At 76.3% G+C, this 22,512-nt stretch carries 24 protein-coding genes; 10 read left to right on the forward strand and 14 right to left on the reverse strand.

Annotation, left to right across the window (positions count from 1 at the left end):
• Positions 1-12 precede the first annotated feature (12 nt).
• From D7294_RS11745 to D7294_RS11780, 8 genes are all read right to left on the reverse strand, one after another.
• Positions 13-294, reverse strand: coding sequence for a TFIIB-type zinc ribbon-containing protein (locus tag D7294_RS11745; protein WP_120678689.1), 282 nt, complete (start codon positions 292-294; stop codon positions 13-15).
• A 36-nt stretch (positions 295-330) separates the two neighbouring features.
• Positions 331-1,227 (reverse strand): phosphotransferase, encoded by an 897-nt coding sequence (locus tag D7294_RS11750; protein ID WP_422070685.1) that lies wholly within the window; start codon positions 1,225-1,227, stop codon positions 331-333.
• A gap of 270 nt (positions 1,228-1,497) precedes the next feature.
• Positions 1,498-2,616, reverse strand: a complete 1,119-nt coding sequence (locus D7294_RS11755) for a potassium channel family protein (RefSeq protein ID WP_120678487.1) — start codon at positions 2,614-2,616, stop codon at positions 1,498-1,500.
• Positions 2,613-3,911, reverse strand: a complete 1,299-nt coding sequence (locus D7294_RS11760) for a molybdopterin molybdotransferase MoeA (RefSeq protein WP_120678489.1) — start codon at positions 3,909-3,911, stop codon at positions 2,613-2,615. Before D7294_RS11760 ends, D7294_RS11755 begins: the two co-directional genes overlap by 4 nt.
• Positions 3,908-4,816 (reverse strand): NTP transferase domain-containing protein, encoded by a 909-nt coding sequence (locus D7294_RS33105; RefSeq protein ID WP_120678491.1) that lies wholly within the window; start codon positions 4,814-4,816, stop codon positions 3,908-3,910. Before D7294_RS33105 ends, D7294_RS11760 begins: the two co-directional genes overlap by 4 nt.
• A 105-nt stretch (positions 4,817-4,921) precedes the next feature.
• Entirely contained in the window at positions 4,922-6,451 is a 1,530-nt protein-coding gene (locus tag D7294_RS11770; RefSeq protein ID WP_120678692.1) for a dihydrolipoamide acetyltransferase family protein, read from the reverse strand.
• Positions 6,452-6,456: 5 nt separating this feature from the next.
• Positions 6,457-7,416: an alpha-ketoacid dehydrogenase subunit beta gene (locus D7294_RS11775; protein ID WP_120678694.1), complete on the reverse strand. Its 960-nt coding sequence runs from the start codon at positions 7,414-7,416 to the stop codon at positions 6,457-6,459.
• 5 nt (positions 7,417-7,421) lie between these two features.
• Positions 7,422-8,480: a thiamine pyrophosphate-dependent dehydrogenase E1 component subunit alpha gene (locus D7294_RS11780; RefSeq protein ID WP_120678493.1), complete on the reverse strand. Its 1,059-nt coding sequence runs from the start codon at positions 8,478-8,480 to the stop codon at positions 7,422-7,424.
• A gap of 196 nt (positions 8,481-8,676) precedes the next feature.
• Here D7294_RS11780 and D7294_RS11785 point away from each other — a divergent pair, with 196 nt between their 5' ends.
• On the forward strand, positions 8,677-9,153 hold the full coding sequence (locus D7294_RS11785; RefSeq protein WP_120678494.1) for an Lrp/AsnC family transcriptional regulator: 477 nt from the start codon (positions 8,677-8,679) through the stop codon (positions 9,151-9,153).
• 60 nt (positions 9,154-9,213) lie between these two features.
• On the opposite strand, the gene D7294_RS11790 is transcribed toward D7294_RS11785, so the two are convergent.
• Positions 9,214-9,843: a TetR/AcrR family transcriptional regulator gene (locus D7294_RS11790; protein ID WP_241562281.1), complete on the reverse strand. Its 630-nt coding sequence runs from the start codon at positions 9,841-9,843 to the stop codon at positions 9,214-9,216.
• A 249-nt stretch (positions 9,844-10,092) separates the two neighbouring features.
• Between D7294_RS11790 and paaN the strand changes: the two genes are divergently transcribed.
• Positions 10,093-11,736 (forward strand): phenylacetic acid degradation protein PaaN, encoded by a 1,644-nt coding sequence (paaN, locus tag D7294_RS11795; protein WP_120678498.1) that lies wholly within the window; start codon positions 10,093-10,095, stop codon positions 11,734-11,736.
• Here the strand turns inward: paaN and D7294_RS11800 are convergent.
• Positions 11,690-11,971: a hypothetical protein gene (locus tag D7294_RS11800; RefSeq protein WP_174248319.1), complete on the reverse strand. Its 282-nt coding sequence runs from the start codon at positions 11,969-11,971 to the stop codon at positions 11,690-11,692. The genes paaN and D7294_RS11800 overlap by 47 nt on opposite strands.
• Positions 11,972-12,473: 502 nt before the next feature.
• On the opposite strand from D7294_RS11800, the gene D7294_RS11805 reads away from it, so the two are divergent.
• Positions 12,474-13,139 carry an HAD family hydrolase gene (locus tag D7294_RS11805; protein ID WP_120678502.1) on the forward strand — a complete coding sequence of 222 codons (666 nt, stop codon included), beginning with the start codon at positions 12,474-12,476 and terminating at the stop codon, positions 13,137-13,139.
• A gap of 42 nt (positions 13,140-13,181) precedes the next feature.
• Here the strand turns inward: D7294_RS11805 and D7294_RS11810 are convergent, their stop codons facing one another.
• Positions 13,182-13,817: a TetR/AcrR family transcriptional regulator gene (locus D7294_RS11810; protein ID WP_241562282.1), complete on the reverse strand. Its 636-nt coding sequence runs from the start codon at positions 13,815-13,817 to the stop codon at positions 13,182-13,184.
• Positions 13,818-14,029: 212 nt separating this feature from the next.
• Between D7294_RS11810 and D7294_RS11815 the strand changes: the two genes are divergently transcribed.
• Together D7294_RS11815 and D7294_RS11820 are read left to right on the forward strand one after the other, a co-directional pair.
• Positions 14,030-14,695, forward strand: a complete 666-nt coding sequence (locus D7294_RS11815; protein ID WP_120678506.1) for a VC0807 family protein — start codon at positions 14,030-14,032, stop codon at positions 14,693-14,695.
• A gap of 22 nt (positions 14,696-14,717) precedes the next feature.
• Positions 14,718-15,326, forward strand: a complete 609-nt coding sequence (locus D7294_RS11820) for a DUF1062 domain-containing protein (RefSeq protein ID WP_206619496.1) — start codon at positions 14,718-14,720, stop codon at positions 15,324-15,326.
• A gap of 116 nt (positions 15,327-15,442) precedes the next feature.
• Here D7294_RS11820 and D7294_RS11825 read toward each other — a convergent pair whose 3' ends face one another.
• Genes D7294_RS11825 through D7294_RS11835 form a run of 3 tightly spaced genes read right to left on the reverse strand, consistent with a single transcriptional unit; the run spans position 15,443 to position 18,457 of the window.
• Positions 15,443-16,165 carry a TrmH family RNA methyltransferase gene (locus tag D7294_RS11825; RefSeq protein ID WP_120678508.1) on the reverse strand — a complete coding sequence of 241 codons (723 nt, stop codon included), beginning with the start codon at positions 16,163-16,165 and terminating at the stop codon, positions 15,443-15,445.
• A 4-nt stretch (positions 16,166-16,169) separates the two neighbouring features.
• The gene (locus tag D7294_RS11830) at positions 16,170-17,729 is read right to left on the reverse strand and encodes an HTTM domain-containing protein (protein ID WP_120678510.1); all 1,560 of its coding nucleotides are present in this window, start codon (positions 17,727-17,729) and stop codon (positions 16,170-16,172) included.
• Entirely contained in the window at positions 17,726-18,457 is a 732-nt protein-coding gene (locus D7294_RS11835) for a DUF5819 family protein (protein WP_194117742.1), read from the reverse strand. Before D7294_RS11835 ends, D7294_RS11830 begins: the two co-directional genes overlap by 4 nt.
• Before the next feature lie 160 nt (positions 18,458-18,617).
• Here D7294_RS11835 and paaA point away from each other — a divergent pair, with 160 nt between their 5' ends.
• From paaA to D7294_RS11860, 5 genes are all read left to right on the forward strand, one after another.
• A complete protein-coding gene (gene paaA / locus D7294_RS11840) occupies positions 18,618-19,562 on the forward strand; it encodes a 1,2-phenylacetyl-CoA epoxidase subunit PaaA (RefSeq protein ID WP_120678512.1) in 945 nt (314 codons plus the stop codon).
• Complete coding sequence (gene paaB / locus D7294_RS11845; protein WP_241562283.1) at positions 19,559-19,888, forward strand: 1,2-phenylacetyl-CoA epoxidase subunit PaaB; 330 nt, start codon at positions 19,559-19,561, stop codon at positions 19,886-19,888. The genes paaA and paaB overlap by 4 nt, the downstream gene beginning before the upstream one ends.
• Positions 19,885-20,691, forward strand: a complete 807-nt coding sequence (gene paaC / locus D7294_RS11850) for a 1,2-phenylacetyl-CoA epoxidase subunit PaaC (protein ID WP_422070681.1) — start codon at positions 19,885-19,887, stop codon at positions 20,689-20,691. The genes paaB and paaC overlap by 4 nt, the downstream gene beginning before the upstream one ends.
• A gap of 125 nt (positions 20,692-20,816) precedes the next feature.
• Positions 20,817-21,350: a 1,2-phenylacetyl-CoA epoxidase subunit PaaD gene (paaD, locus tag D7294_RS11855; protein WP_174248333.1), complete on the forward strand. Its 534-nt coding sequence runs from the start codon at positions 20,817-20,819 to the stop codon at positions 21,348-21,350.
• A gap of 9 nt (positions 21,351-21,359) precedes the next feature.
• Positions 21,360-22,421 carry a 2Fe-2S iron-sulfur cluster-binding protein gene (locus D7294_RS11860; protein ID WP_120678514.1) on the forward strand — a complete coding sequence of 354 codons (1,062 nt, stop codon included), beginning with the start codon at positions 21,360-21,362 and terminating at the stop codon, positions 22,419-22,421.
• Positions 22,422-22,512 lie beyond the last annotated feature (91 nt).

Consider the following 22,512-nt stretch of genomic DNA (forward strand, 5'->3'; position numbering starts at 1 on the left):
GAAGAGCGGGGGTCAGGAGGAGAAGAACAGCCCGGCCAGGCCGCCGCGGCGGTGGCCGTAGTGCCCGTGGTGCCCGTGGTGCGGCGCTCCCCAGGCGGGGCCGGACTGGTGGTAGTTCGGCGGCGGCGGGGGCGGCGGAGGAGCGGCCTGCGGAGCCCACTGGGCCTCGAGTTGCGTGATGTGCTCCAGCTCGCCGTAGTCGAGGAAGATCCCCCGGCAGCCGCTGCACTGCTCGATCTGCACCCCGCTTCTGCTGAACGTGTGCATGGGTGCACCGCACTTGGGACACTGCATCGTCGGCTCCATGGTCGATTCGCTTGTCTCCTCACCCTACGGCAGGCCCGCGATCCGCACACAGGCGTCGGCGAAAGCCTGTCCCGCCTCGTCGGGCGGCCGCCCCGACACCAGCGCCCTGGCGGCCAGCTGGGCGGTCAACGCCCGTGCGGGGCCGTCGAGTCGGGGCCAGGGGTCCTCGCCGAGGGTGCCGGTGGCCGACTGGTACGCGGACAGCAGGCGGTCCCACTCCGCGGCGGGCAGCAGCCCGGCCGCGTACCAGGCCGCGGGGCGGGCGAGGTCCCAGGCGGGGTCGCCGAGGCCGAGGTCGTCGACGTCGATGAGGTGCCAGGGTCCCTCCGGCCGCGGGTGGCGCACCAACTGCCCCAGGTGGAAGTCGCCGTGGCACAGCACGGGCCTGCCGCGCGCCTGGCCGCGATCCCCGCCGCGGTCCTGGGCGAGGGGGCCGAGGATGCGCTCGATGGCGCGGCGCACCTCCGGGTGCCCGGCCTCCGGCACGGCACGCAGCCGCCGCAGCGCCTCGGCCGCCCGGGCCGGGCCGCGGGCGGCGGGCAGCGGGCCGAGGTCCGCGAGGCGGGCCGGGTCGAGCGTGTGCAGCCGGGCGAGCAGCGCGGCGGCCGCCTCCCAGGGCACCTCGGGTCCCGGGGTGCGGTGGTCGAGCGGGGCGCCGTAGGGCCAGCGGGTGGCCACCCGGCCGCCGGGCAGCGGGTGGGCCACGGCCGGGGGCAGCGGCGGCAGCAGGATGCCGGCGAGCGCGGGGTGGGCGGCGACCGCGAGCCTGATCCCGATGTCTCCGGCGCGGGCCGCGTGGGCCTTGAGGACGGTGTCCCCGGCCCGGAGCACGAGGCCGTCCGGGCGGTCGGCGAGCACGGCCGGCCCGGCGGGCGGCGCGCCGGGCTCCGCCGCGGCGAGCCCGGCCAGGGCGGCCCTCAGGGCGGCGCCCGCCCCGCCGCCGGCGGGGTGCGGGGCGTCCCCGGGGCGCGCGGCGCTCCCCTCGCTCCCCTCGCTGCCGGCGCGACCCGGGTGGTCCGCGTGGTCCGCGCGACCGGTGTCCCCCGCGTGCCCCACGTGCGCCGCGTGATCCGCGCGACCGGTGTTCCCGGCGGGCGCGCGCCGGGCCGCGTTCGCCGCCGGCGGGCCGCTCGGGCGCCGCCCGCCGTTCGAGCCGTCCACGCCGGGAGCGTACGCCGGGCGCGCGGGGGCTCAGCGACGGGGGATGCGCCAGGAGCCGCGCCCCCGGTCGCGGGTGCCGGGCGGCTTGGCCTGGTGCTCCTGGGGGGTGACCCGGTGGATGACGACGAGGCGGTCGGTGAGTTCCAGCGTCGCCGCGTCGGGGTCGTCGAAGGGCAGCAGCCGGTGCCCCCGTATCACGGAGACCACGAGGTCCTCGCAGTCCCGCGGGGAACGCCCGGCCTCCGCCTTGGTGACCGGCCGCTCCCGGATGCTCAGCCCCTCCCCGTGCTGGATGAGGTCCTCCATCACCGCGCCGGAGCTCGGGCTGATCATGGAGAGGCCCAGCAGCCGCCCGACCGCGCTGGCGCTGGTGATCACCGAGTCCGCGCCCGACTGCCGCAGCAGCGGCACGTTCTCCTCCTCGCGCACGGACGCGACTATGCGCACCGAGGAACTCAGCTGCCGCGCGGTCAGCGCCACGAGCACCGCGGTGTCGTCGCGCGGGGTGGAGATGATGACCTGCCTGGCCCGGTCCGCCCTCGCCCGCACCAGCACGCTGCTGCGGGTCGCGTCGCCGATCACCCCGGCATAGCCCTCGGCGCTCGCCTGCTCCACGACGGCGGCGCTGGGGTCGACGACGACGATCTGGTCGCGGCCGAGGCCGGTGCTCATCAGCGTCTCGGCGGCGGAACGCCCCTTGGTGCCGAAGCCGACGATCACCGTGTGGTCGCGCACGGTCTTCCTCCAATGGGCCAGCCGCCACTGATCGCGGGTGCGTTCGGTGAGCACCTCGAGTGTGGTGCCCACCAGGATGATCAGAAACAGGACGCGCAGCGGCGTGATCAGCAGCGTCGTCAGCAGCCGCGCCTTGTCGGTGACGGGCACGATGTCGCCGTAGCCCGTGGTGGAGAGCGAGACCGTCACGTAGTAGAGGCTGTCGACGAAGCCGACGGGCCCGCCCTCGACGTTGTCCCGGTAGCCGCTGCGGTCGGTGTAGACGATGACCAGCGCGGCGGCCATCGTCAGCGTCGCGAGCACCAGGCGGCGCACCACCTGGAGGAGCGGGCCGACGACGTCGCGCGGCAGCTGCACGCCGTGCGCCAGGTCGTCCCCGGTGCCGCGGCGGCCGCGCGCCGGGCGCAGCCTCATGTCGCCGGCAGGCCGAGGACGGCGACCGCGGCACCCGCCTCGGCCCCGCCCGGCGGGATGACGGCCAGGGCGCAGGCGGCGGCGATGCCGCGCAGCATGGCGGGCCCCGCGTAGGTCACCGGGCTCGCCTCGCCGAGTTCCCGGCAGCTCACCGGGACCAGCCTGGTGTCCGTGGGGTGGCCGCGGACGGCCGAGGTGAGCCTGGCGTGCCGCTCGGCGGGGGCGGGGCGGTCGGCGAGACCGCACAGCAGCGGCTCGGCGAGGGTCAGCAGGGCCGAGACCGCGGCGAGCGGGTTGCCCGGCAGGCCGATCAGGGGGACGCCGCCGGGGAGTTCGGCCAGCAGCATCGGGTGCCCCGGCCGCACCGCGACCCCGCCGATCAGCAGCTCGGCACCGAGTTCGGCCAGGATGGCGCGCAGGTGGTCGACGGGCCCGCGGGCGGTGGAGCCGGTGGTGACGATCAGGTCGGCCCTGCTGGTGGCGATCGCCTCGCGCAGCGCCTCGGCGTCGTCGCCCAGCCGCCTGGTGACCAGTGGCTGGGCGCCGAGGGCCGCCAGCCAGGGCGCGGTCATCGGGCCGAGGGCGTCCCTGATCCTGCCCTCCTGCGGCAGGCCGCGGAAGAGCAGTTCGTCGCCGAGGACCAGCACCTCGGCGCGGGGGCGTGGGCGCACCGTCAGCTGGTCGTAGCCCGCCGCGGCGGCGAGGCCGAGCGCGGCCGGGGTCAGCGGGGTGCGGGCGGGCAGCAGTTCCGCGCCCGTGCGGCACTCCTGGCCGCGGGGCCTGACGTTGGCGCCCGGCTGCATGCCGGGGCCGTGCAGCTGCCCTTCCGCCACCTTGCCGTCCTCGCTGCGCAGCACGGCCGTGGTGCCCTCGGGCGTGCGGGCGCCGGTGGCGATGGGCACCGCCTCCCCGTCGGTCAGGGGCACCGCGGCGGGCCCGCCGGCCAGGACCTGCCCGCCGGTCAGCCGCCAGGGGCCGGGGCCCGCGACGGCCCAGCCGTCCATGGCCGCGGTGTCGAACGCGGGCAGGTCGGTGAGGGCGGTGAGCGGCGCGGCCAGGGTGTGGCCGAGCGCCAGGTCGAGGGGCAGGCGGCGGGGCGGCAGCGGGCGGGCGGCCCGGTAGGCGGTGGCGCGGGCGGCCTCCCAGCCCGGCGTCTCGTGGGCCGCGCGGCCGGTGGGGCGGCGCGGCCCCGGGGCCGGGGCGCCGGCGGCCTCCCCGGCGGGGCCCTCGGCCGCGGCGCCCGCCCGGCCCGGCCCGTTGGCGAGGGCGAGCGCGTCGTCGAAGTCGTCGATCACGGCTGCTTTTCCCGGTCCGTCCCGGCGTTCCCGGCGTTCCCGGCCTGCCCGGCGTTCCCGGCCTGCCCGGTTGCGCCGGCTTCCCCGTGCTCCGCGCTCCAGCGCGCGGCGAGCGCGGCGACCCGGCGCGCGGCCTCGGCGGGCGCCATGTCGTGCAGCGCCGCCGCGTAGCCGACGAGGAAGGTGGTGAGCGGCGCCGCCGGGCGGGCGACCGCGTGCGCGGACTCGCGGGCGGCGTCGAGCAGCACCCTGGTGTCCACCTCGGGGTCGATGCCGAGTTCGGCCTTCACTGCGGCGATCCATTCTTCAAGCACGTGCTCATGCTCCCTGATCCTCGTGCGGGCCGCGGAGATGTCCGCCCAGGTGTCGCAGTCGAGGCCGCCGGTGACGGGGATCGCCCGCAGGGCGAGGCCGGGCAGCAGCAGCCGCAGCGGAAGGCCGGAGAGGCTGCCGTGTTCCGCGGCGAGCAGGGCGAGTTCGCGGCGCAGCGGCTCGGTCCGGTAGACGGCCGTCAGGGGCTGGTCGCGGCCCGTCTCGTCGCGCAGCAGCGCGCCCTCCGCGTCCGGCGGCAGGGCGCGCAGGCGCCGCAGGGTGGCCGGGTCGAGGAAGGCCAGGTCGGCGGCGAGCACGGCGACCAGCGGGGCGGAGGCGTGCCGCAGCCCGGCGTGCAGCGCGGCCAGCGGGCCGCCGCCCGGCGGCTCCTCGCGCGCCCAGCACAGCCGCGGGCCGCGGCCGGGGCGAACGGGGCGGCGGGGGCCGACCACGACGGCGCGTTCGGCCTCGGCGCAGGCGGCGAGCACCCGCTCCAGCAGCGTGCGCCCGCCCACGGTGACCGCGGGCTTGTCGGCGCCGTTCAGCCGCCGGGCGGCGCCGCCGGCGAGGATGACCGCGTCGAAGCAGCTCATGACTCCACCACGGTACCCGGCGGGGCCGGGGGCACGGCGGACGGCGGAGGAACGGCCGGGACGGCGGAGGAACGGCCGGGGCGGCGGAGGACGGCGGGGCGCGGGTCAGAAGTCGCCGAGCAGCAGCAGGGGTTGCTCGACGCGTTCGGCGACCGCGCGCAGGAACGCGGCGGCCTGCGCGCCGTCCAGGGCCCGGTGGTCGAAGGTGAGGGTGAGCTGGACCACCTGGCGCAGGGCGAGTTGACCCTGGTGGGCCCAGGGTTTTGCGGCGATCCGGCCGACGCCGAGCATGCCGGCCTCGGGGTGGTTGAGCAGCGGGGCGGAGCCGTCGACGCCGAGGTTGCCGTAGTTGTTCAGGGTGAACGTCGAGCCGGTCAACTCGGCCGGGCCCAGGCCGCCGCCGCGCGCCGCCCGGGTGAGGCGGCGCGTCTCCTCGGCCAGGCGCGGCAGGGAGAGGGTGTCGGCCTCGCGCAGCACCGGGACCAGCAGGCCGCGTTCGGTCTGGGCGGCCAGGCCGAGGTGCACGTGGGGGTGCCGGACGAGGACGCGGGCCGCGGTGTCCACGGTCGCGTTCAGCTCGGGGTGGCGGGCCAGCGCGGCCAGCGTGATCCGGGCGAGCAGGGCGAGCAGCGGCAGTCCTGTGCTCTCCCGCGCGGCGAGCAGGCCGGTGGCGTCGGCGTCCAGCCAGCAGGTCGCGGCCGGGATCTCGGCGTGGGCGCGGGTCAGCTTCTCGGCCGCGGCGCCGCGCACGCCGCGCAGCGGCACCCGGGTCTCCCCGTCGCGCGAGTCGCGGACCGCCTCCCCCGCCGCCCCGGGCGCCGCCCCGGGTGCGCCTGCCCGCGCCGTCTCGCGTCCCGGCCCGCGCGCCGTCTCCCGCGCCGCGTCGCGCCCCGGCTCATGTGCCGCCCCGCGCGCCGCCTCCCGCGCCGCCTCGACATCGGCCCTGAGGATCAGGCCGCCCGGTCCCGAGCCGGCGATGTGGCGCAGGTCGAGCCCGGCCTCCCTGGCCAGCCGCCGCACCAGCGGCGAGACGACGGCCACCCGCGGCTCCCCGTCCGCCCGCCCGGCGCCGGGCGCACGCCCCCCGGCCGCGGGCGCCCCCGCCGCCGGTTTCCCGGCCGCGGGCCCCCGCGCCGCCGCCGGCGTGGGGCGGGCCGGGGCGGCGGGGCCCCGGGTCCCGTAGCCGACCAGAACCGGCCCCGAGCCGGGGTCGGACTCCGGGCCGCCACCGCCACCGCTGCCGCTGCCGCCACCGGGGCCGGGCTCAAGGGAGCCGGGGCGGGGGTCGGGCACCGCCGCAGCCCCATGGGGGCGGGCTGCGGCGGTGACCCGGATCAGGGGGGCGCCGACCTCCACCTCCTCGCCCGGCGCGCCGAACCGCTCGGCCACGGTGCCCGCGTAGGGCGTGGGCACCTCGACCTGGGCCTTCGCCGTCTCCACCTCCACCACCGGCTGGTCCACGGCCACCCGGTCGCCGACCTCGACCAGCCACCGGACGATCTCCGCCCCGGTCAGTCCCTCGCCGAGGTCGGGCAGCCGGAACTCGGCGACCCCGCCTGCCGTTTCCCCCGCCCCGGCCCCGTCCCGGCCCCCGGGCCGCGGGCCACCGGCCGTCGCCTCCCGCTCCTCCCGCACCCCGCTCACGCCTCCTCCCACTGCAGGCGCGTCACCGCGTCGAGCACCCGGTCGACGTCGGGCAGGTGGTGGCGTTCCAGCATCGGCGGCGGATAGGGGATGTCGAAGCCCGTCACCCGGAGCACCGGGGCCGCCAGGTGGTGGAAGCAGCGCTCGGTGACGCGGGCGGCGATCTCCGCGCCGGGACCTGCGAAGCCGGTGGCCTCGTGTACCACCACGGCCCGCCCGGTGCGCCGCACCTCGGCGCAGACGGTCTCGTCGTCGAAGGGGACGAGCGTGCGCAGGTCGAGCACGCCGAGGTCGAACCCGCGGGAGCGGGCCGCCTCCGCGGCCTCCAGGCAGACGGTGAGGGCGGGGCCGTAGGTGAGGAGGGTGGCGTCCCGGCCGGGCCGCCGCAGCACCGCCTGCCCGAACGGCGGTGCGTCCGGCCGGAGTTCGTCCTTCGCCCAGTAGAGGCGCTTGGGTTCGAGGAAGACGACGGGGTCGTCGGAGGCGATCGCCTGCCGCAGCAGGCCGTAGGCGTCGGTGACGGTCGCCGGGGTCGCGACGTGCAGTCCCGGCGTGGCCATGTAGTAGGTCTCGGAGGAGTCGCTGTGGTGTTCCACGCCGCCGATGCCGCCGCCGTAGGGGATGCGCACGGTCAGCGGCAGGGGCAGCGCGCCGCGGGTCCGGTTGCGCATCCGCGAGACGTGGGAGACCAGTTGCTCGAAGGCGGGGTAGGCGAAGGCGTCGAACTGCATTTCCACCACCGGGCGCAGCCCGTACATGGCCATCCCGGTGGCGGTGCCGAGTATCCCGGCCTCGGCCAGCGGCGTGTCGGTGCAGCGGTCCTCGCCGAACTCGGCGGCCAGCCCGTCCGTGACCCGGAACACCCCGCCCAGGGTGCCGATGTCCTCGCCGAGCAGGTGGACCGCGGGGTCGGCCGCCATCGCATCGCGCAACGCCAGGTTGAGCGCCCCCGCCATGCTGATCACCGCGTCACCTCCGCCAGCGAGGCGGCCTGCTCGCGCAGTTGCGGGGTGGGGCTGGCGTAGACGTGGGCGAACAGGTCGGCCGCGGACAGCGGCGGGTCCGCGCCGAGCGCGGCGCGCAGCCCGGCGGCCAGCCGCTCGGCCGCCTGGGCGGCCTCCTCTTCCACGTCGCCGGTGAGCAGGCCGCGGGCGCGCAGTTCGCTCCCGAGCAGGGTGAGCGGGTCGCGCGCGCGCCAGTCCGCCACCTCGGCCTCCTCGCGGTAACGGCCGGCGTCGTCGGCGTTGGTGTGCGCGTCGAAGCGGTACGTCCTGGCCTCGACGAGGGTCGGCCCCTCCCCGGCCCTGGCCCGGGCGAGCGCCTCGGTGAGGACCCGGTGCACGGCCGGGGCGTCCATCCCGTCCACCAGCCGCCCCGGCATCCCGTAGCCGACGCCCTTGTGCGCGATGCTCGGCGCGGCGGTCTGCCGGGAGAGCGGCACGGAGATGGCGTAGCGGTTGTTCTGCACCAGGAAGACCACGGGCGCCCGCCAGACGGCGGCGAAGTTGAGCGCCTCGTGGAAGTCGCCCTCCGAGGTGCCGCCGTCCCCGACGAGGGCGAGGGCCACCGTGTCGTCGCCCCTCAGGCGGGCCGCGCGGGCCAGGCCGACGGCGTGCGGGAGCTGGGTGGCGAGCGGGGTGCACAGCGGGGCGATCCGGTGGGCGCGCGGGTCGTACCCGGTGTGCCAGTCGCCGCGGAGCAGGCCGAGCGCCGCGACGGGGTCGAGGCCGCGCGCGACCGCCGCGAGGGTGTCGCGGTAGCTGGGGAAGAGCCAGTCGCGCGGGCCGAGGGAGAGGGCGGCGCCGACCTGGCACGCCTCCTGGCCGGTCGAGGAGGGGTAGACGGCGAGGCGGCCCTGCCGGGTGAGCGCGGTGGTCTGCTCGTTGAACCTGCGGCCGCGCACGAGTTCGCGGTACAGCCGCGTCCACAGGCCGGGCTCAGGCTCGGCCGACGTGCCCAGGACCCGGTACGGCTCAGGCTCCGGCAGCAGCGAGGTCGCCGGCCGCTCAAGCACCGTCATGGTGGCACCTGCCTTTCGGAGAACCGCGCGGTGCGGGGCACGCGGTGACCGCAGGTGACTCCGCTCTCCCCTACCGTTCCCTACCGATTGTTCGGTAGGGAGTGTCAGGCGGCTACGGTCGTGAACTGCCTGTGGACAGCTGGCCCGTTGTGCCGTGATATGGGGGCAGGACGTCCAGGGAGGGGAGCGCAGGCGCATGCCGGACGACCAGTTGACCAGCAACCGGGTCAGGCCGCTCGACGCCGTTGACACCGCGATTTTGCGGCTCCTCACGGCGGACGGCCGCGCCTCGGTGCGCAGCATCGCGGAACGCGTGCACGTCTCCCGCGCGAACGCCTACGCACGGATCAACCGGATGCTGGAGGAGGGCGTGATCCGGGGCTTCTCGGCCCGGGTCGACCACGAGCGGGCCGGGCAGGGCGCCTCGGCGTACATCACGCTGAAGATCGTGCAGGACAGCTGGCGCACGGTGCGGGCGAAGCTGGAGCGGCTGCCGGGCGCCGCCCACATCGCCCTGGTCAGCGGGGACTTCGACGTGCTGCTCCTGGTGCACGCCGCGGACAACAGGGCGTTGCGCGAGCTGGTGCTCACCCGGCTCCAGGGGATGCCCGAGGTGCTGAGCACCAGGACGCTGCTGGTGTTCGAGGAGTCGGACCTGCTGCCCGGGGGCTGAGCCGGGGCGGCCCGGGCCCCGGCGCACCCCGGCCCCGGCGCCCACGCCCCGGCGCCCGGCTCAGCGGGCCGGGGGCGCGCCGCCGGGCAGCCCGAGCCCGGCGAGGGCGGTGGTGAGGACGCCCTCGACGATCTCCGGGGCGACCCTGGGCCCCTCGGGGTGCGGCCGGTACCACTCCACCAGGGAGTTGATCATTCCGAAGAGCAGCCTGGTGGCCAGCCGGGGGTCGGCGCCCGGGCGCAATGTGCCGTCGGCGACGGCCTGCCGGAGCAGCTCGGCCACCCGCTGGTCGAACTTCCTTCGCCGCTCCAGGGCCCAGCGCTCGGTCTCGGTGTTGCCCCGCACCCGGAGCAGCAGCGTGACGTGCGGCAGCCGCTCCATCAGCACCTCGGTGGTGCGCCTGATCACGTGGGCGAGGCGGTCGACCGCCCGGCCCTCCCGCGCCGCGGGCTCCTCCAGCACGCCGAACAGGCCGTCGAGGGCGTGGCTGACGGCGCGGCGCAGCAGCTCCTCCTTGCCGCGGACGTGGTGGTAGATCGAGGACTTGGAGATCCCGGCGGCGCGGGAGAGGTGCTCCATCGACGTGCCGTCGTAGCCCCGCTCGTTGAACACCCGCACCGCCACCTCAAGCAGCGTCTGCGGGGTGTAGGTGTCGCGCCTCGCCGTTCGCTCCCCGGCTGCCGTGCCCACGCCGCCCCCTTGCCCCGACCGATCGTTCGGTTGCACCATCGTCCCGGGGCAGTATCCGCCCCCCGGGGCGGCGGGCTCCACCCGGGTCCCCCCTCCCGGCGGGCCGCCGGGACCCGGCCCCACGCACGCACCCGCCGGCCACCCCCCACCGGGCCCCGGCAGGGACCCGCAGGTCCCGGCCGGGGCCCGCCCCGGCCCGCGCGTTCTCCGCCTCCGCCCGACGACGACTCGACGAGGAGTTGAACCGTCTTGACGCTCACCGCGCCAGGCCACCGAGCGACGCTGGACGCCGCGCTCGACACCATCCGCAGCCGGGGCTACTGGTCGCCGCACCCCGAGCACCCCAAGGCGTACGAGGGCGACGGCGCCGCGGCCTTCCGCGCCAGGTGCGGCCAGCGCTTCGCGCTCGGCCAGCCGGGCGTGGACGGCTGGGTGGGCGGCGAGGTCTCGCCCTACGGCTTCCCGCTCGGCATCGAGTACCCGCACGCCGACCCCGACGTCCTGCTGCCCGCGATGCGCGCGGCGCTGCCCGCCTGGCGCGCGGCCGGCCCCGAGACCAGGGCCCTGACCTGCCTCGACGTGCTGGCCAGGATCAACGCCCGCACCCAGGAGTTCGCGCACGCCGTCATGCACACCACGGGCCAGGCGTACCCGATGGCGCTCCAGGCCGGCGGGCCGCACGCCCAGGACCGGGCGCTCGAAGCGGTGGCGCACGCCTTCGCCGAGCAGACCCGCGCCCCCTCCGCGGCCGGCTGGACCAAGCCCCAGGGCAGGCGCGAACCCCTGCGCCTGGCCAAGGAGTTCCACGCCGTGCCGCGGGGCGTCTCGCTGCTCGTCGGCTGCCGCACCTTCCCCACCTGGAACGGCTTCCCCGGCCTGTTCGCCTCCCTGGCCACCGGCAACCCGGTGCTGGTCAAGCCGCACCCGGCCGCCGTGCTGCCGCTCGCGCTCGCCGTCGAGACCGCCCGCGAGGCGCTGGCCGCCGCGGGCTTCGACCCCAACCTGGTGGCCCTCGCCCCCGAGCGGCCGGGCGAGGGCAGCGCCCGGCAGCTGGCGCTGCGCGAGGAGGTGCGGATCGTCGACTACACCGGCTCCACGGCCTTCGGCGACTGGCTGGAGCAACACGCCCTGCAGGCCCAGGTCTTCACCGAGAAGGCCGGGGTCAACACCGTCCTCGTGGACTCCACGGCCGACTACCGCGGCATGCTGGCCAACCTGGCCTTCTCGCTGAGCCTCTACAGCGGCCAGATGTGCACCACCCCGCAGAACCTGCTGATCCCGCGCGGCGGGATCGAGACCGACGCGGGCCACAAGTCCTTCGACGAGGTGGTCGCCGACCTGGCCGCCGCGGTGGACGGGCTCCTCGCCGACGAGGCGCGGGCGGTGACGCTGCTCGGCGCGATCGTCGCCCCCGAGGTGCTCGCCAGGCTCGCCGCCGCGCCGGGGCTCGGCGAGGTGATCCTGCCCTCGCGGGCCCTGACCCACCCCGAGTTCCCCGAGGCCACCGTCCGCACCCCGCTGATCGTGGCCCTGGACGCCGCCGATCCGGCCTGCCGCGCCGAGTGGTTCGGGCCGGTGAGCTTCGCGGTGGCCGTCGGCTCCACGGCCGAGGGCCTGCGCCTGCTGCGCCGCACGATCCGCGAACGCGGCGCGATGACGGTGCTCGGCCACACCACCTCGCCCGAGGTGGAGGCGGCGCTGACGGAGGTCTGCCTCGACGAGTGCGCCCAGCTCTCGCTGAACCTGACGGGCGGCGTCTACGTCAACCAGACCGCGGCGTTCTCCGACTTCCACGGCACCGGCGGGAACCCGGCGGCCAACGCCTCGCTGGTGGACGCCGCGTTCGTCACCCCGCGTTTCCGCTTCGTCGAGGTGCGGCGCCCTTCGGCGTAGCGCCCGGCGCGTTCTGGGCCGTGGCCCTGCGGCGCCAGAAGCGCCAGGTGACGTCGAGCACGTCGGCGTTGCGCCGCTCGAACTCCGTGGCCTCGCGCACCCGGTCCAGCGGGCAGTCCCAGGACCGTCCGGCGCTCAGCGGAGACAGCGTGAGCCTGGTGCCGGTGCGGCCGGTGATCCGGCCGACCCTCCCGGTCCTGGTGTCCACGACGCACGCGCCCTCCGTCCAGGCCATTCTGGCCCCCTCCATCCTTCGACCCATGTTTTCCGACGCTTTCCGATGTGGTCCGCCGTGCCGGACGTCCCCGGCCACGGACCGCTCCACTGTGCTCGCTCCGCGTGGCGCCGCGGGCCGGCTTTCCACCGCATTGCGCAATCCGCGACCCCAACGAGGGACATCGGCGTGACGTCCGGGGGGAGGTCCGGCGCAGGCGTTCGACGCCCGGCGGCCGGGCGGCGGGCGCGCGGGGGGCGGGAAGAAGTGGGGGAACCCGGGGGAACGCGGGGAGAACAGGAAGACGGGGGAGAGCAGGGAAGAGCGGGGAAGACGGGGAGGACCGGGGGAGGACCGGCGGAAGACCGGGGAAGACGGAGAAAAGAACGAGCGCAAGAACGGAGAAAATGCCGGGCGCAATATGCCGCACCCGTGCGCCCCGCGTCTCCATTTCGCCCCGATACCCCCCGGATTGGGGACGGCGCCGTTTCCGCTGCGTGGCGGCGTCTATACGCTGCGGCGCATGATCCGAGCGGTGTTGTTCGACGTGGGCGAGTGCCTGGTGGACGAGAGCCGGGAGTGGGAGGGCTGGGCCGCCTGGCTCGGGGTCCCGCGGCACACCTTCTCCACCCAGTTCGGGGCGATCGTCGCGCAGGGGAGGGACCATCGGGAAACGTTCCGGCTGTTCCGGCCCGGCTTCGACCTGGCCGTCGAGCGGGAGAAGCGGGACGCGGTGGGGGAGCGCGAGTGGTTCGGCGAGAACGACCTGTACCCCGACGCCCGGATGACCATCAGGCTGCTGCGGCAGGCGGGCCTGGTCGTGGGGATCGCCGCCAACCAGTCGGAGGAGACCACCACCATCCTGCGCCGGCTCTTCACCGGCTATGTCGACCTGATCGCCACCTCCTTCGACATGGGCGGCATCGCCAAGCCGGAGCCGCGGTTCTTCGAGCTGCTGATCGAGACGCTGCGGATGGCGCCGCAGGAGATCCTGTACGTCGGCGACCGGCTCGACGAGGACATCAGGCCGGCCGCCGCCGCGGGCCTGTGCACGGCCCTGATCCGCCGCGGCCCCTGGGGCATCGCCCACCAGAACCACCCGGAGGCCGCGACCCTGCCCACGATGCGCATCGACGGACTGCGCGAACTCACCGAGCGCATCGCGAAGTACAACGACGCCCGCCTCTGAGCGCCGGGGGCCGCCCCGCCCCCTGGCCGGCCCCGTCCCCCGTCAGCCCCCTTCGGGCCCTCCGTGTTCCCCGGGCTCCCCGTGCCCCGCGGGCGGTGCGTGGCCGGCGAGGACGAGGAGGCGGTCCACCAGCGTGCGAGCGAGGCGCTCGTCCGGGGGCCTGCCCCCCATCAGCAGGCGGAGGTACATGGGGGCGAGCACGACGTCGAGCAGGGTGAGCACGTCGAGGGCGGGTTCGCCGCGGGCGGCGGCGCGGTCGAGCATCGCCTGGAGCTGCCTGCCCCGCTCGTCGAGGGGGCGGGGGCCGCGGGCGGGGGCCTCCGCGGGGGCGGCGGCGCCGAGGGCGGACGCCCGCAGGTAGACGGCGCCCATGGGACTGGCCAGGTCGGCCGCCGCCTTGACCGCGTAGGCCGTGAGGTCCCCGCGCAGCGAGCCGGTGTCGGGAACCGGGGACTCCCGGCTGAGCACCTCGTTGACCACGTCCTCCACCAGGGCGGTCATCGTGCCCCAGCGGCGGTAGACGGTGGCCTGGTGCACGCCGGAGCGCTCGGCGACGGCCGCGATGGTGACCTCCTCGTAGGGCCGCTCGGCGAGCAGTTCGGCCACGGCTTGGTGCACGGAGCGGCGTACCCGGGCGGCGCGGCCCCCGGGGCGGCGAACGGGCTGGGCATCGGTCACGGCCGACACTCTATCGCGAAAATTTTTGCGATAACGGCACATCCGGGAGTAGCGTACCCGCCACCTCGAACGCGAAAATTTTCGCGTTAGCCGTGAAGAGAGGGAAGCTCATGGGCACCGCAGGGCCGTTCACCACTCCCCCTACTCCCCCCCGTCCCATCGCGCCCACCAGTCCCACCGCCGCGCGCCGCGGCACGTCTCCGCTCGTCGAGGTGGCCGTCTGGGACGTCGGGCTGGTGCTCGCCGCCTACGCCGGCTGCCGGGCGGCCGGGGCCGACGGCGCCGGGTCACTGCTCGCGGCCACCGCGGCCGCCTCGCTGCGCACCCTGTACGTGGCCGTGCGCCGGCGGTCCCTCGAAGGCTTCTCGGCCGTGGCGCTCCTGGTCTGCGCCACCGGGCTCGGGCTGACCTTCCTCACCGGCGACGAACGGGCCGTCCTGGCGGCGAAGTCGGTGACGACCGGCGCGGTCGCGCTCGCCTTCCTGGCGAGCCTCGCCACCGGCCGGCCCGCGGCGTTCGGCGTCGCGAAGCGCTTCGGCGCCCAGAGCGAGGACGAACGGGCGCGCTGGGACGGGCTGTACGCGGCCTCGCCGGCGTTCCGCCGCGTCTACGTGGTGATGACGGCCGTGTGGGCCGGGGCCCTGCTGGCCGAATCGCTGCTCCGGCTGCCGCTCGTCTACCTGCTGCCGCCGGACGCGGCGGTGCCGGCGTCCTCCGTGCTGCTCGTCGGGTGCCTCCTGGGCACGGCCGCGTGGAGCGCCTGGTACGGGCGGCGGGGCGAGCGGCGGGCGGCCGCCGCGGCGCCCCGGGGCCACCGGGGCCACGCCGCGGCGGCCCGGGGGGACGCGGCGGCGACGGCGCACGGCCTGGGCAACTGACGCCGCGGAAGGCGCCGTTCCCGTGCCCTTCGCCGGAACTCAGGAAGACGCTCACCACCTCATACCGCTGCCCTGGGTGGTGCGGCGCACCCGGCTGCCTCCGCTGGCCCTGCGGTGCGTGGCCTGCCCTTCCGGCCGTGCCACGGTCGGCAGGGGCAGGTTCCGCGTCAACGCCAACGGCAAACGCCTCGACGTCTGGCTCCTGGTCAACTGCGTTTCCTGTGACCGGACCGGCAAGCTCACCGTCCACGAGCGCGTCCCGGTCCGCGCCCTGCCCGCCGGCCTGCTGGCCGGGTACGTGGGCGACTCCCCTCCCCTCGTCGCGGACACCCTCCTCGACCCGCTGATCGCCCGGCGCAACCGGTACGCGCTCGATTGGGACGGCTGCTGGGAATTGCGCGCGCACCCCGTTCCCGCGCATCCCTGGCCGCTGCGGATCGCGGTCGCCTTCGACGATCCCGTGCCCCTCCGCCCCGAGCGGCTCATCGCTCAGGGCCTCGGCATCAGCCGCGCGGAGCTCGCGCGGCGGGTCAAGAGCGACGTCCCGCTGCGGCGCACGCGGACCCGGTCCTTCTCCTTCCTCCTCCTGGGGCCGGGCGGGGGCAGGACCGAGCAGGCGGCGGCGCGCTGAGCCCTCCCGCGGCGGCCCGGCGGCGGCCCGCCGGCGACTCGGCGGCGGGAGGAGGGGGTGGGCCGTGCACCCGGGCGCCGGTCCAGGAGGGTGCCCGGTCCGGGAGGGTGCCCGGTTCAGGCGGGCGGCCGGGCGAGCCAGTGGTACAGGGCCATGGCCACGCTCGTCGCCAGGTTGTAGCTGGAGACCCCGGGGCGCATCGGGAGCGCGAGCACCGCGGTGGCGCGCTCGCGCAGTCCCGGCGTCAGGCCGGAGCGCTCCGAGCCGAAGGCGAGCAGCGCGCCGGGCGGGATCGGCACTGCGCGCAGGTCCTCCCCGTCCGCGTCGAAGGCGTACAGCGGGCCCGCGGGCAGTTCCGCCGGCTCGGCGCGGCTGACGGCGGTCGCGAAGTGCAGCCCGGCCGCCGCGCGCAGCACGGCGGGGTGCCACGGGTCCACGGTGCCGGTGGTGAGCACGCCCGCCGCCCCGGCGCCCGCGGCCAGCCGGATCACCGCCCCCACGTTGCCCAGGTGGCGCGGCTGGTCGAGGACCAGGACGGGCGGGCCGCCGCCGGCCGGCCGCCGCGGGGCGGGGGTGGCCAGCGCCGCGACCCCGGTGGGGTGCGGGCGCGGGACGAGGGAGGCCAGTTCCGCGGGCGTCACCTCGCGCAGCGACTCCCCGAGCACACCGGTCAGGTCGGGCGCCAGCTCCCCGGCCAGACGCAGCGCCCCGGCCTTGTCCGCGGTCAGCGCGAGCGGGACCTCGGCGCCGAACCGCAGGGCGTGTTTCAGCGCGTGGAACCCGTCGAGGAGCACGGTGGCGCCGGACAGCTCCCGCCAGCGCGCGGCGAGGCCGCTCACGCCCTCACCCGCGCTCCGCCCAGGCGGGGCGCGGGCCCTCGGCGGGCTGCGGGGGCCGCGCTTCCCCGGGCAGGTCCGCCGCCGCGGGGGCGGGCTCGCCGCCGCCGAGCCGCCCGGCGCCGCGGCCGAGGCGGGAGCCGAGCCACAGCAGGAAGGCGGTGGGCAGGAAGACGCTGTCCATCGCGATCATCGCCAGGGAGAAGAACGGCAGGCCCATCAGCAGCGCAATGCCCAGGTGCTCGCCGATCATCGCCACCAGCAGGACGTTCTTCGCCTTGCGGTTCAGCAGCGCGAAGACGAAGCCGACCTGGACGAAGACGGTGCCGTAGCTCATGACGGTGACCAGCGTGCCGTTGCCGGCGAGGAGATCGGTCAGCTCGGGCCACGGGTTGAAGTAGTCCAGGTTCATCGGGTAGTAGACGGCGGTGCCGTCCTCCCAGCGGGAGCCCTGGATCTTGTACCAGCCGGCGGTGGCGTAGATGAGGCACACCTCCGCCATGATCACCAGCAGCGCGGCGTTGTGCACGAGGTTGCCGAGCATGTCGCAGACGATCCTGGGCTCGCCGGGCGCGCGCCGGCGCACCGCCCACCACACGGCGTGCGCCACCCACATGCCGCCGAAGAAGGCCGTCCACACGGGGCTGTCGAGCTTCCCGGTGACCAGGGAGAGGAAGAGGGCAAGGCCGAGCGCCGCCCACACCGCCACGCCGACCGGGTCGGCCGGGTCACCGCCGCCGCGGGCCCGGCGCCTGGCGTCGAGCGACCACACCCGGCCGCAGCGGGTGAGGGCGAGGTAGAGGGCCATCAGGTGGATGACGTTGTCCCCGCCGTCCCCCATGAAGATGCTGCGGTTCTGCAGGGAGAGCACGCTGACCAGGAACATCATCGAACTGGCCCGGGTGCGCCAGCCGAGCAGCATGCCGACGCAGGACAGGAGGGCGAAGTGGTAGAAGAGCTGGAACCACAGCCCGGAGTCCGACCACAGCAGCACCGAGAAGGAGCCCTGGCTGTTCGCGAACTGGGTGGCCAGGTCGAAGCCCCAGGGGCTGCCCGGGCCGTAGAGCTCGTCGCGGTTCGGCCACTCGCGCAGCAGGAAGGCCAGCATCGTCGCGGCGAAGCCGATCCGCACCACGGCCGTCTGGTAGGAGCCGAGGGTGCGGCGGGTGACGTGGCCGATGCCGCGGCTCACCGCCGCCGCGACCCGCCGCTCCAGCGCGGTGGTGTAGTCGACGCGCGCGGGCGCCCCTCCCGCGGCCGGCGCGGGCGCCTGCGCGGGAGGCGCGGGCGGGTACGCGGGAGCGTGCGCCTCGGACGCCGGCGGGTACGCGGGCGCGTACGGCGCGTACGCATGCGGCGCGGGAGCCGCCGGCGGCGCGGGCTCCTGCGGTGCGGGGTCCGGCACCGCGGCGTCCTGCGGCGCGGCGTCCTGCGGCGCGGCGTCCTGCGGCGCGGCGTCCGGCACTGACGCGTCCGGCATCGACGCGTCCGGCCCTGGCGCCTCCGGCTCGGGGGCGTGCTGCGCCTTGGCGGCGGGGCGGTCGGGGCGTGGGCTCGGCACGGTCACCGCCGGTACTCCTCTGGCAGGTCCTGGGAGCCGACCGGCCACCAGTCGAACTCCTGGTAGGTGGTCGAGGTGTCGAAGTCCTCGGGCCGCCACTCGGGGGCGGCGACCCGGGTGGTGGCCTCCCGGAACTGCACCCGCTGCACGGTGTCGAGGTCGAGGACGCCGGCCAGGCGCTCCAGCACGATCCGGTGCACGTACCGCTCCGAGAGCTTGCCGCGCAGGCCCACCGGGTTGCCCTCGTCGTCGTGGGCGCCGCGGAAGAAGTCCCAGCCGCGGCGCAGGATGTTCTGCGCGGTGTGGCTCGGGAGCGGGTTGTGCCTGATGTGGTCGATGTCGAGCTGCGTGAGGTCGTACCACTCGGTGACCCGGGTGCCCTCCTCGTTCCGCACCTCGGCGCGCGCCTGCACGGCGACGTTGCTCTGCAGCGGGTTCGGGGCGAACAGCTTCCAGTTCTGCTCGAACTCCGGGTAGATGTAGTCGTGGATCAGCTCGTGGTTGTCCTCGCTCAGCGTGTTGGACGGGGCCAGCACGAGGAAGACCATCGCCAGGTGGAAGACGGCGTAGAGCCCGAGCGCGCACAGCACCACGCCTATCAGCAGGCGCGAGGGAAGGGATATCGCCCGCAGGGCCACCGACTCCGTCGGCGTGTCCGCGAGGGAGGGCGGCGCAGCGCCCCTCTCCTCGGCGTCCTTCGGCGGCGTGTCCGCCGCTGAGTCGGATGGCAGCATGCTCGGCCCGCTCCCCCAGAACTGCTGATGCTTGACCGAAGCACCGTACCCGGCCCCGGCGCGCCTTGACACGCCGGAGCACCCGCATCACCATCGGAAGCCGAACCGAACGATCGGTCGGTAGCCGGGGCCGGAGACCGGAGAGGGCGGGACGGGACCGATGCACGAGGGTGTGTACAGGGAGTTCGAGGAGACCATCGCCGCCGGGGAGCGCATCGAGCCGCGGGACGCGATGCCGCCCGAGTACCGGGCCACGCTGATCCGGCAGATCGCGCAGCACGCGCACTCCGAGATCATCGGCATGCAGCCCGAGGCCAACTGGATCACCCGGGCGCCCTCCCTGCGGCGCAAGGCCATCCTCATCGCCAAGGTGCAGGACGAGGCGGGCCACGGCCTGTACCTCTACGGCGCGGCCGAGACCCTGGGCGCCCGCAGGGACGAGCTGCTCGACCGGCTGCACGCGGGCCGCCAGAAGTACTCATCGATCTTCAACTACCCGACGCTGACCTGGGCCGACGTCGGGGCGATCGGCTGGCTGGTGGACGGCGCCGCGATCGTCAACCAGGTGCCGCTGTGCCGCTGCTCCTACGGCCCGTACGCGCGGGCGATGACCCGGATCTGCAAGGAGGAGTCCTTCCACCAGCGCCAGGGCTACGAGTTGCTGCTCGCGCTCAGCCACGGCACGGAGGAGCAGCACGAGATGGCCCAGGACGCCGTGAACCGCTGGTGGTGGCCCTCGCTGATGATGTTCGGCCCGCCGGACGGCGAATCGCCGCGCACCGAGCGCTCGATGGCCTGGAAGATCAAGCGGCACACCAACGACGAGCTGCGGCAGCGCTTCGTGGACATCGTCGTGCCGCAGGCCGCCTCCCTCGGCCTCACCCTGCCCGACCCGCTGCTGCGCTGGAACGAGGAGCGCGGCCACCACGACTTCGGGCCGATCGACTGGGCGGAGTTCCACGCCGTGCTGCGCGGCGAGGGGCCGTGCAACGCGCAGCGGCTCGGGCAGCGCCGCCGGGCCCACGAGGAGGGGGCCTGGGTGCGCGAGGCCGCCGCGGCCTATGCGGCGCGGCACGCCGCCCGGCCGGCCGGGCGGGCCGCGTGAGCGGCGCGGCGGACGTGCCCGGCGGGGCGGACCGCGTGCCCGGCGGGACGGACTGGCCGCTGTGGGAGGTGTTCGTCAGGCCCAGGCGCGGCCTCGCGCACACCCACGCCGGAAGCCTGCACGCCCCGGACGCCGAACTCGCCCTGCGCAACGCCCGCGACCTGTACACCAGGCGCGGCGAGGGCGTCTCGATCTGGGTGGTTCCCGCGACGGAGATCCTCGCCTCCTCGCCCGAGGAGCGCGACCCCTTCTTCGCGCCCGCCGCCGACAAGCCCTACCGGCACCCGACGTTCTACGAGGTGCCCGAGGGGGTGCGGAGCCTGTGAACGGGCCGGCGACCGGCGGGCCGGGCCGGGCCACCGGGGTGGTTCCCGAGGCGGCCGGGGCGGCGGGCACGACGGCGGGGACCGCCTCGGGGACCACGGAGGACGCCGCGCTCGCGCTGGGGGACGACGCGCTCGTCCTCTCCCACCGGCTGGCCGAGTGGGCGGGGCACGCCCCGGCCCTGGAGGAGGAGGTGGCCCTCGCCAACCTGGCCCTCGACCTGCTCGGCCAGGCCAGGACGCTGCTGACGATGGTGGGCGACGAGGACCGGCTGGCCTTTTGCCGCCAGGAGCGCGCCTTCCGGAACGTCCAGCTCGTCGAGCAGCCGAACGGCGACTTCGCCCACACCATCGCACGGCAGCTGTACTTCTCCACCTACCAGGAGCTGCTCTGGGAGCAACTCGCCGCCGGGGACGGGCCGTTCGCTCCCCTGGCGGCCAAGGCGGGGCCGGAGACCGCGTACCACAGGGACCACGCCGTCACCTGGACGCTGCGGCTGGGCGACGGGACCCGGCTGAGCCGGGAGCGGATGCAGCGCGCGGTGGACGCCCTGTGGCGCTACACCGGCGAGCTGACGCGGCCGGTGGCCGGGCTGGCCGGGGTGGACTGGGCCGCGCTCGCGGCGGGGTGGGCGGAACGCGTCGGCGCCACGCTGCGGGCGGCGACGCTGACGGTGCCCGAGGCACCGGCCCGTGCGGTCTGGTCGGCGGGCGGCGGGCGGCAGGGCATCCACACCGAGCCGTTCGGCCGCCTGCTCGCCGAGATGCAGCACCTGCACCGCAGCCACCCGGGGGCCAGGTGGTGAGCGAGGGGCGCACGACGGCGGGCACGCCGGCGGACGAGGTGGCGGGCGCACCGGCGGAGGCGCCGGGCGCACCGGCGAAGCTGACGGAGGGGGCGCAGGGGGTGCAGGTGACGGAAGCGGCGCAGGTGACACAGGGGGCGCAGGTGACGGAGGCGACCGAGGCGGCGCGGCTGCGGGCGGTGGCCGCCGCGGTGCCCGATCCGGAGCTGCCGGTGATCGGGCTCGGCGACCTCGGCGTGCTGCGCGGGCTGCGGCTGCTCGGCGCCGGCCGCGTCGAGGTGGAGCTCACGCCGACCTACACCGGGTGCCCGGCCGTCGAGGCGATGGCCGGGGAGGTGCGGCGGGCGCTGCTGGCCGCGGGCGCCGCCGAGGTCGAGGTCCGGCGCGTCCTCGCCCCGCCCTGGTCCACGGACGACATCACCGCGGAGGGCCGCCGCCGGCTGGCCGCCGCCGGGATCGCGCCGCCGAGGCCGCTGGGCCGCGCCCCGGTGACCGTTCCCCTCCTCCCCGGCCCGCCGGGCGAGGAGCACCCCGTCCGCTGCCCGCGCTGCGGCGCCGCGGACACCGAGCTGATCAGCCGCTTCTCCGCCACCCCCTGCACGGCCCTGCGCCGCTGCGCGCGCTGCGCCGAACCGTTCGACCAGGTCAAGGAACGCTGAGGAGCGCGGATGTTCCACTCGCTGACCGTCTCCCGCCTGAGCCCGCTCGCCGAGGGTGCCGTCGCCGTGTCCCTCGCCGTGCCGCCGCGGCTGCGCCCGGCCTTCCGGCACGTGCCCGGCCAGCACCTGACGGTCAGGCACCGGCACGAGGGCCGCGAGCTGCGCCGCACGTACTCGGTGTGCAGCCCCGCCCCGGGCGCCGGGGGTCCCGCGGAACTCACCATCGGCGTGCGGCACGTCCGCGGGGGCGCGTTCTCCACCCACGCTCTGCGGGAGCTGGCCGTCGGCGACCGGCTCGAGGTGCTCCCGCCGGCCGGCCGGTTCACGCTGCCGCCCGCGCCCGGCAGGTTCGCCGCGCTCACCGGGGGCAGCGGCATCACGCCGGTGCTCTCCATGGCGGCGACGCTGCTCGCGCGCGAGCCGGCCGCCCGTTTCACGCTGCTGCGCAGCGACCGGACGGCGTCCAGCGCGATGTTCCTCGACGAGACGGCCGACCTGAAGGACCGCTACCCGGAACGGTTCCAGCAGGTCCACGCCCTCACCCGCGAGGAGCGGCACACCGGCCTGGCCGCGGGGCGGCTCGACGCCAGGCGGCTGCGCGGGCTGCTGCCGGCGCTGCTGCCCGTCGGCGAGGTGGACGGCTGGTACCTGTGCGGGCCGCGGGGACTCGTGGAGGCGGGCAACGCGGCGCTGCGCGCCCTCGGCGTGCCCCGAGCGCGGGTGCACAGCGAGCTCTTCCACGCCGAGGACGCGCCCCCCGCGCCGCCCGGGGATGCCGGGGAGGCCGTGGCGCGGGGCGGCACCCTCGCCGTGACCCTCGGCGGGCGCCGCGCCGAACTCGCCCTCGCGCCCGGCGAGACGCTGCTCGGCACGGTGCTCCGCAACCGGCCCGACGCGCCCTACGCCTGCCGCGGCGGGGTCTGCGGCACCTGCCGGGCCCGGCTCCTGGCCGGCCGCGTCGCCATGGCCCGCAACTACGCGCTGGAACCGGCCGAGGTGACCGCCGGCTACGTGCTCCCCTGCCAGTCCCGCCCCCTGACCGACCACGTGGAACTCGACTTCGACGCCTGAGCGGCGCCGCTTCCCTCGCCGGGACCGCCCGGCCCGGCTTCCGCCGGCGATGCCGGGTTCCGCCGGGGCGCCGTCGCGTGTGGGGGGCCTG

This window comes from Streptomyces hoynatensis (assembly GCF_003626535.1).
Classification (GTDB): Bacteria; Actinomycetota; Actinomycetes; order Streptomycetales; family Streptomycetaceae; genus Streptomyces; species Streptomyces hoynatensis.

Coding starts and splice junctions, on each gene's coding strand:
- D7294_RS11745 (WP_120678689.1), bottom strand. CDS start 294: ATGCAGTGTCCCAAGTGCGGTGCACCCATGCACACGTTCAGCAGAAGC.
- D7294_RS11755 (WP_120678487.1), bottom strand. CDS start 2,616: ATGAGGCTGCGCCCGGCGCGCGGCCGCCGCGGCACCGGGGACGACCTG.
- D7294_RS33105 (WP_120678491.1), bottom strand. CDS start 4,816: ATGAGCTGCTTCGACGCGGTCATCCTCGCCGGCGGCGCCGCCCGGCGG.
- D7294_RS11775 (WP_120678694.1), bottom strand. CDS start 7,416: ATGGCGGGGGCGCTCAACCTGGCGTTGCGCGATGCGATGGCGGCCGAC.
- D7294_RS11780 (WP_120678493.1), bottom strand. CDS start 8,480: ATGACGGTGCTTGAGCGGCCGGCGACCTCGCTGCTGCCGGAGCCTGAG.
- D7294_RS11785 (WP_120678494.1), top strand. CDS start 8,677: ATGCCGGACGACCAGTTGACCAGCAACCGGGTCAGGCCGCTCGACGCC.
- D7294_RS11800 (WP_174248319.1), bottom strand. CDS start 11,971: ATGGCCTGGACGGAGGGCGCGTGCGTCGTGGACACCAGGACCGGGAGG.
- D7294_RS11805 (WP_120678502.1), top strand. CDS start 12,474: ATGATCCGAGCGGTGTTGTTCGACGTGGGCGAGTGCCTGGTGGACGAG.
- D7294_RS11835 (WP_194117742.1), bottom strand. CDS start 18,457: ATGCTGCCATCCGACTCAGCGGCGGACACGCCGCCGAAGGACGCCGAG.
- paaA (WP_120678512.1), top strand. CDS start 18,618: ATGCACGAGGGTGTGTACAGGGAGTTCGAGGAGACCATCGCCGCCGGG.
- D7294_RS11860 (WP_120678514.1), top strand. CDS start 21,360: ATGTTCCACTCGCTGACCGTCTCCCGCCTGAGCCCGCTCGCCGAGGGT.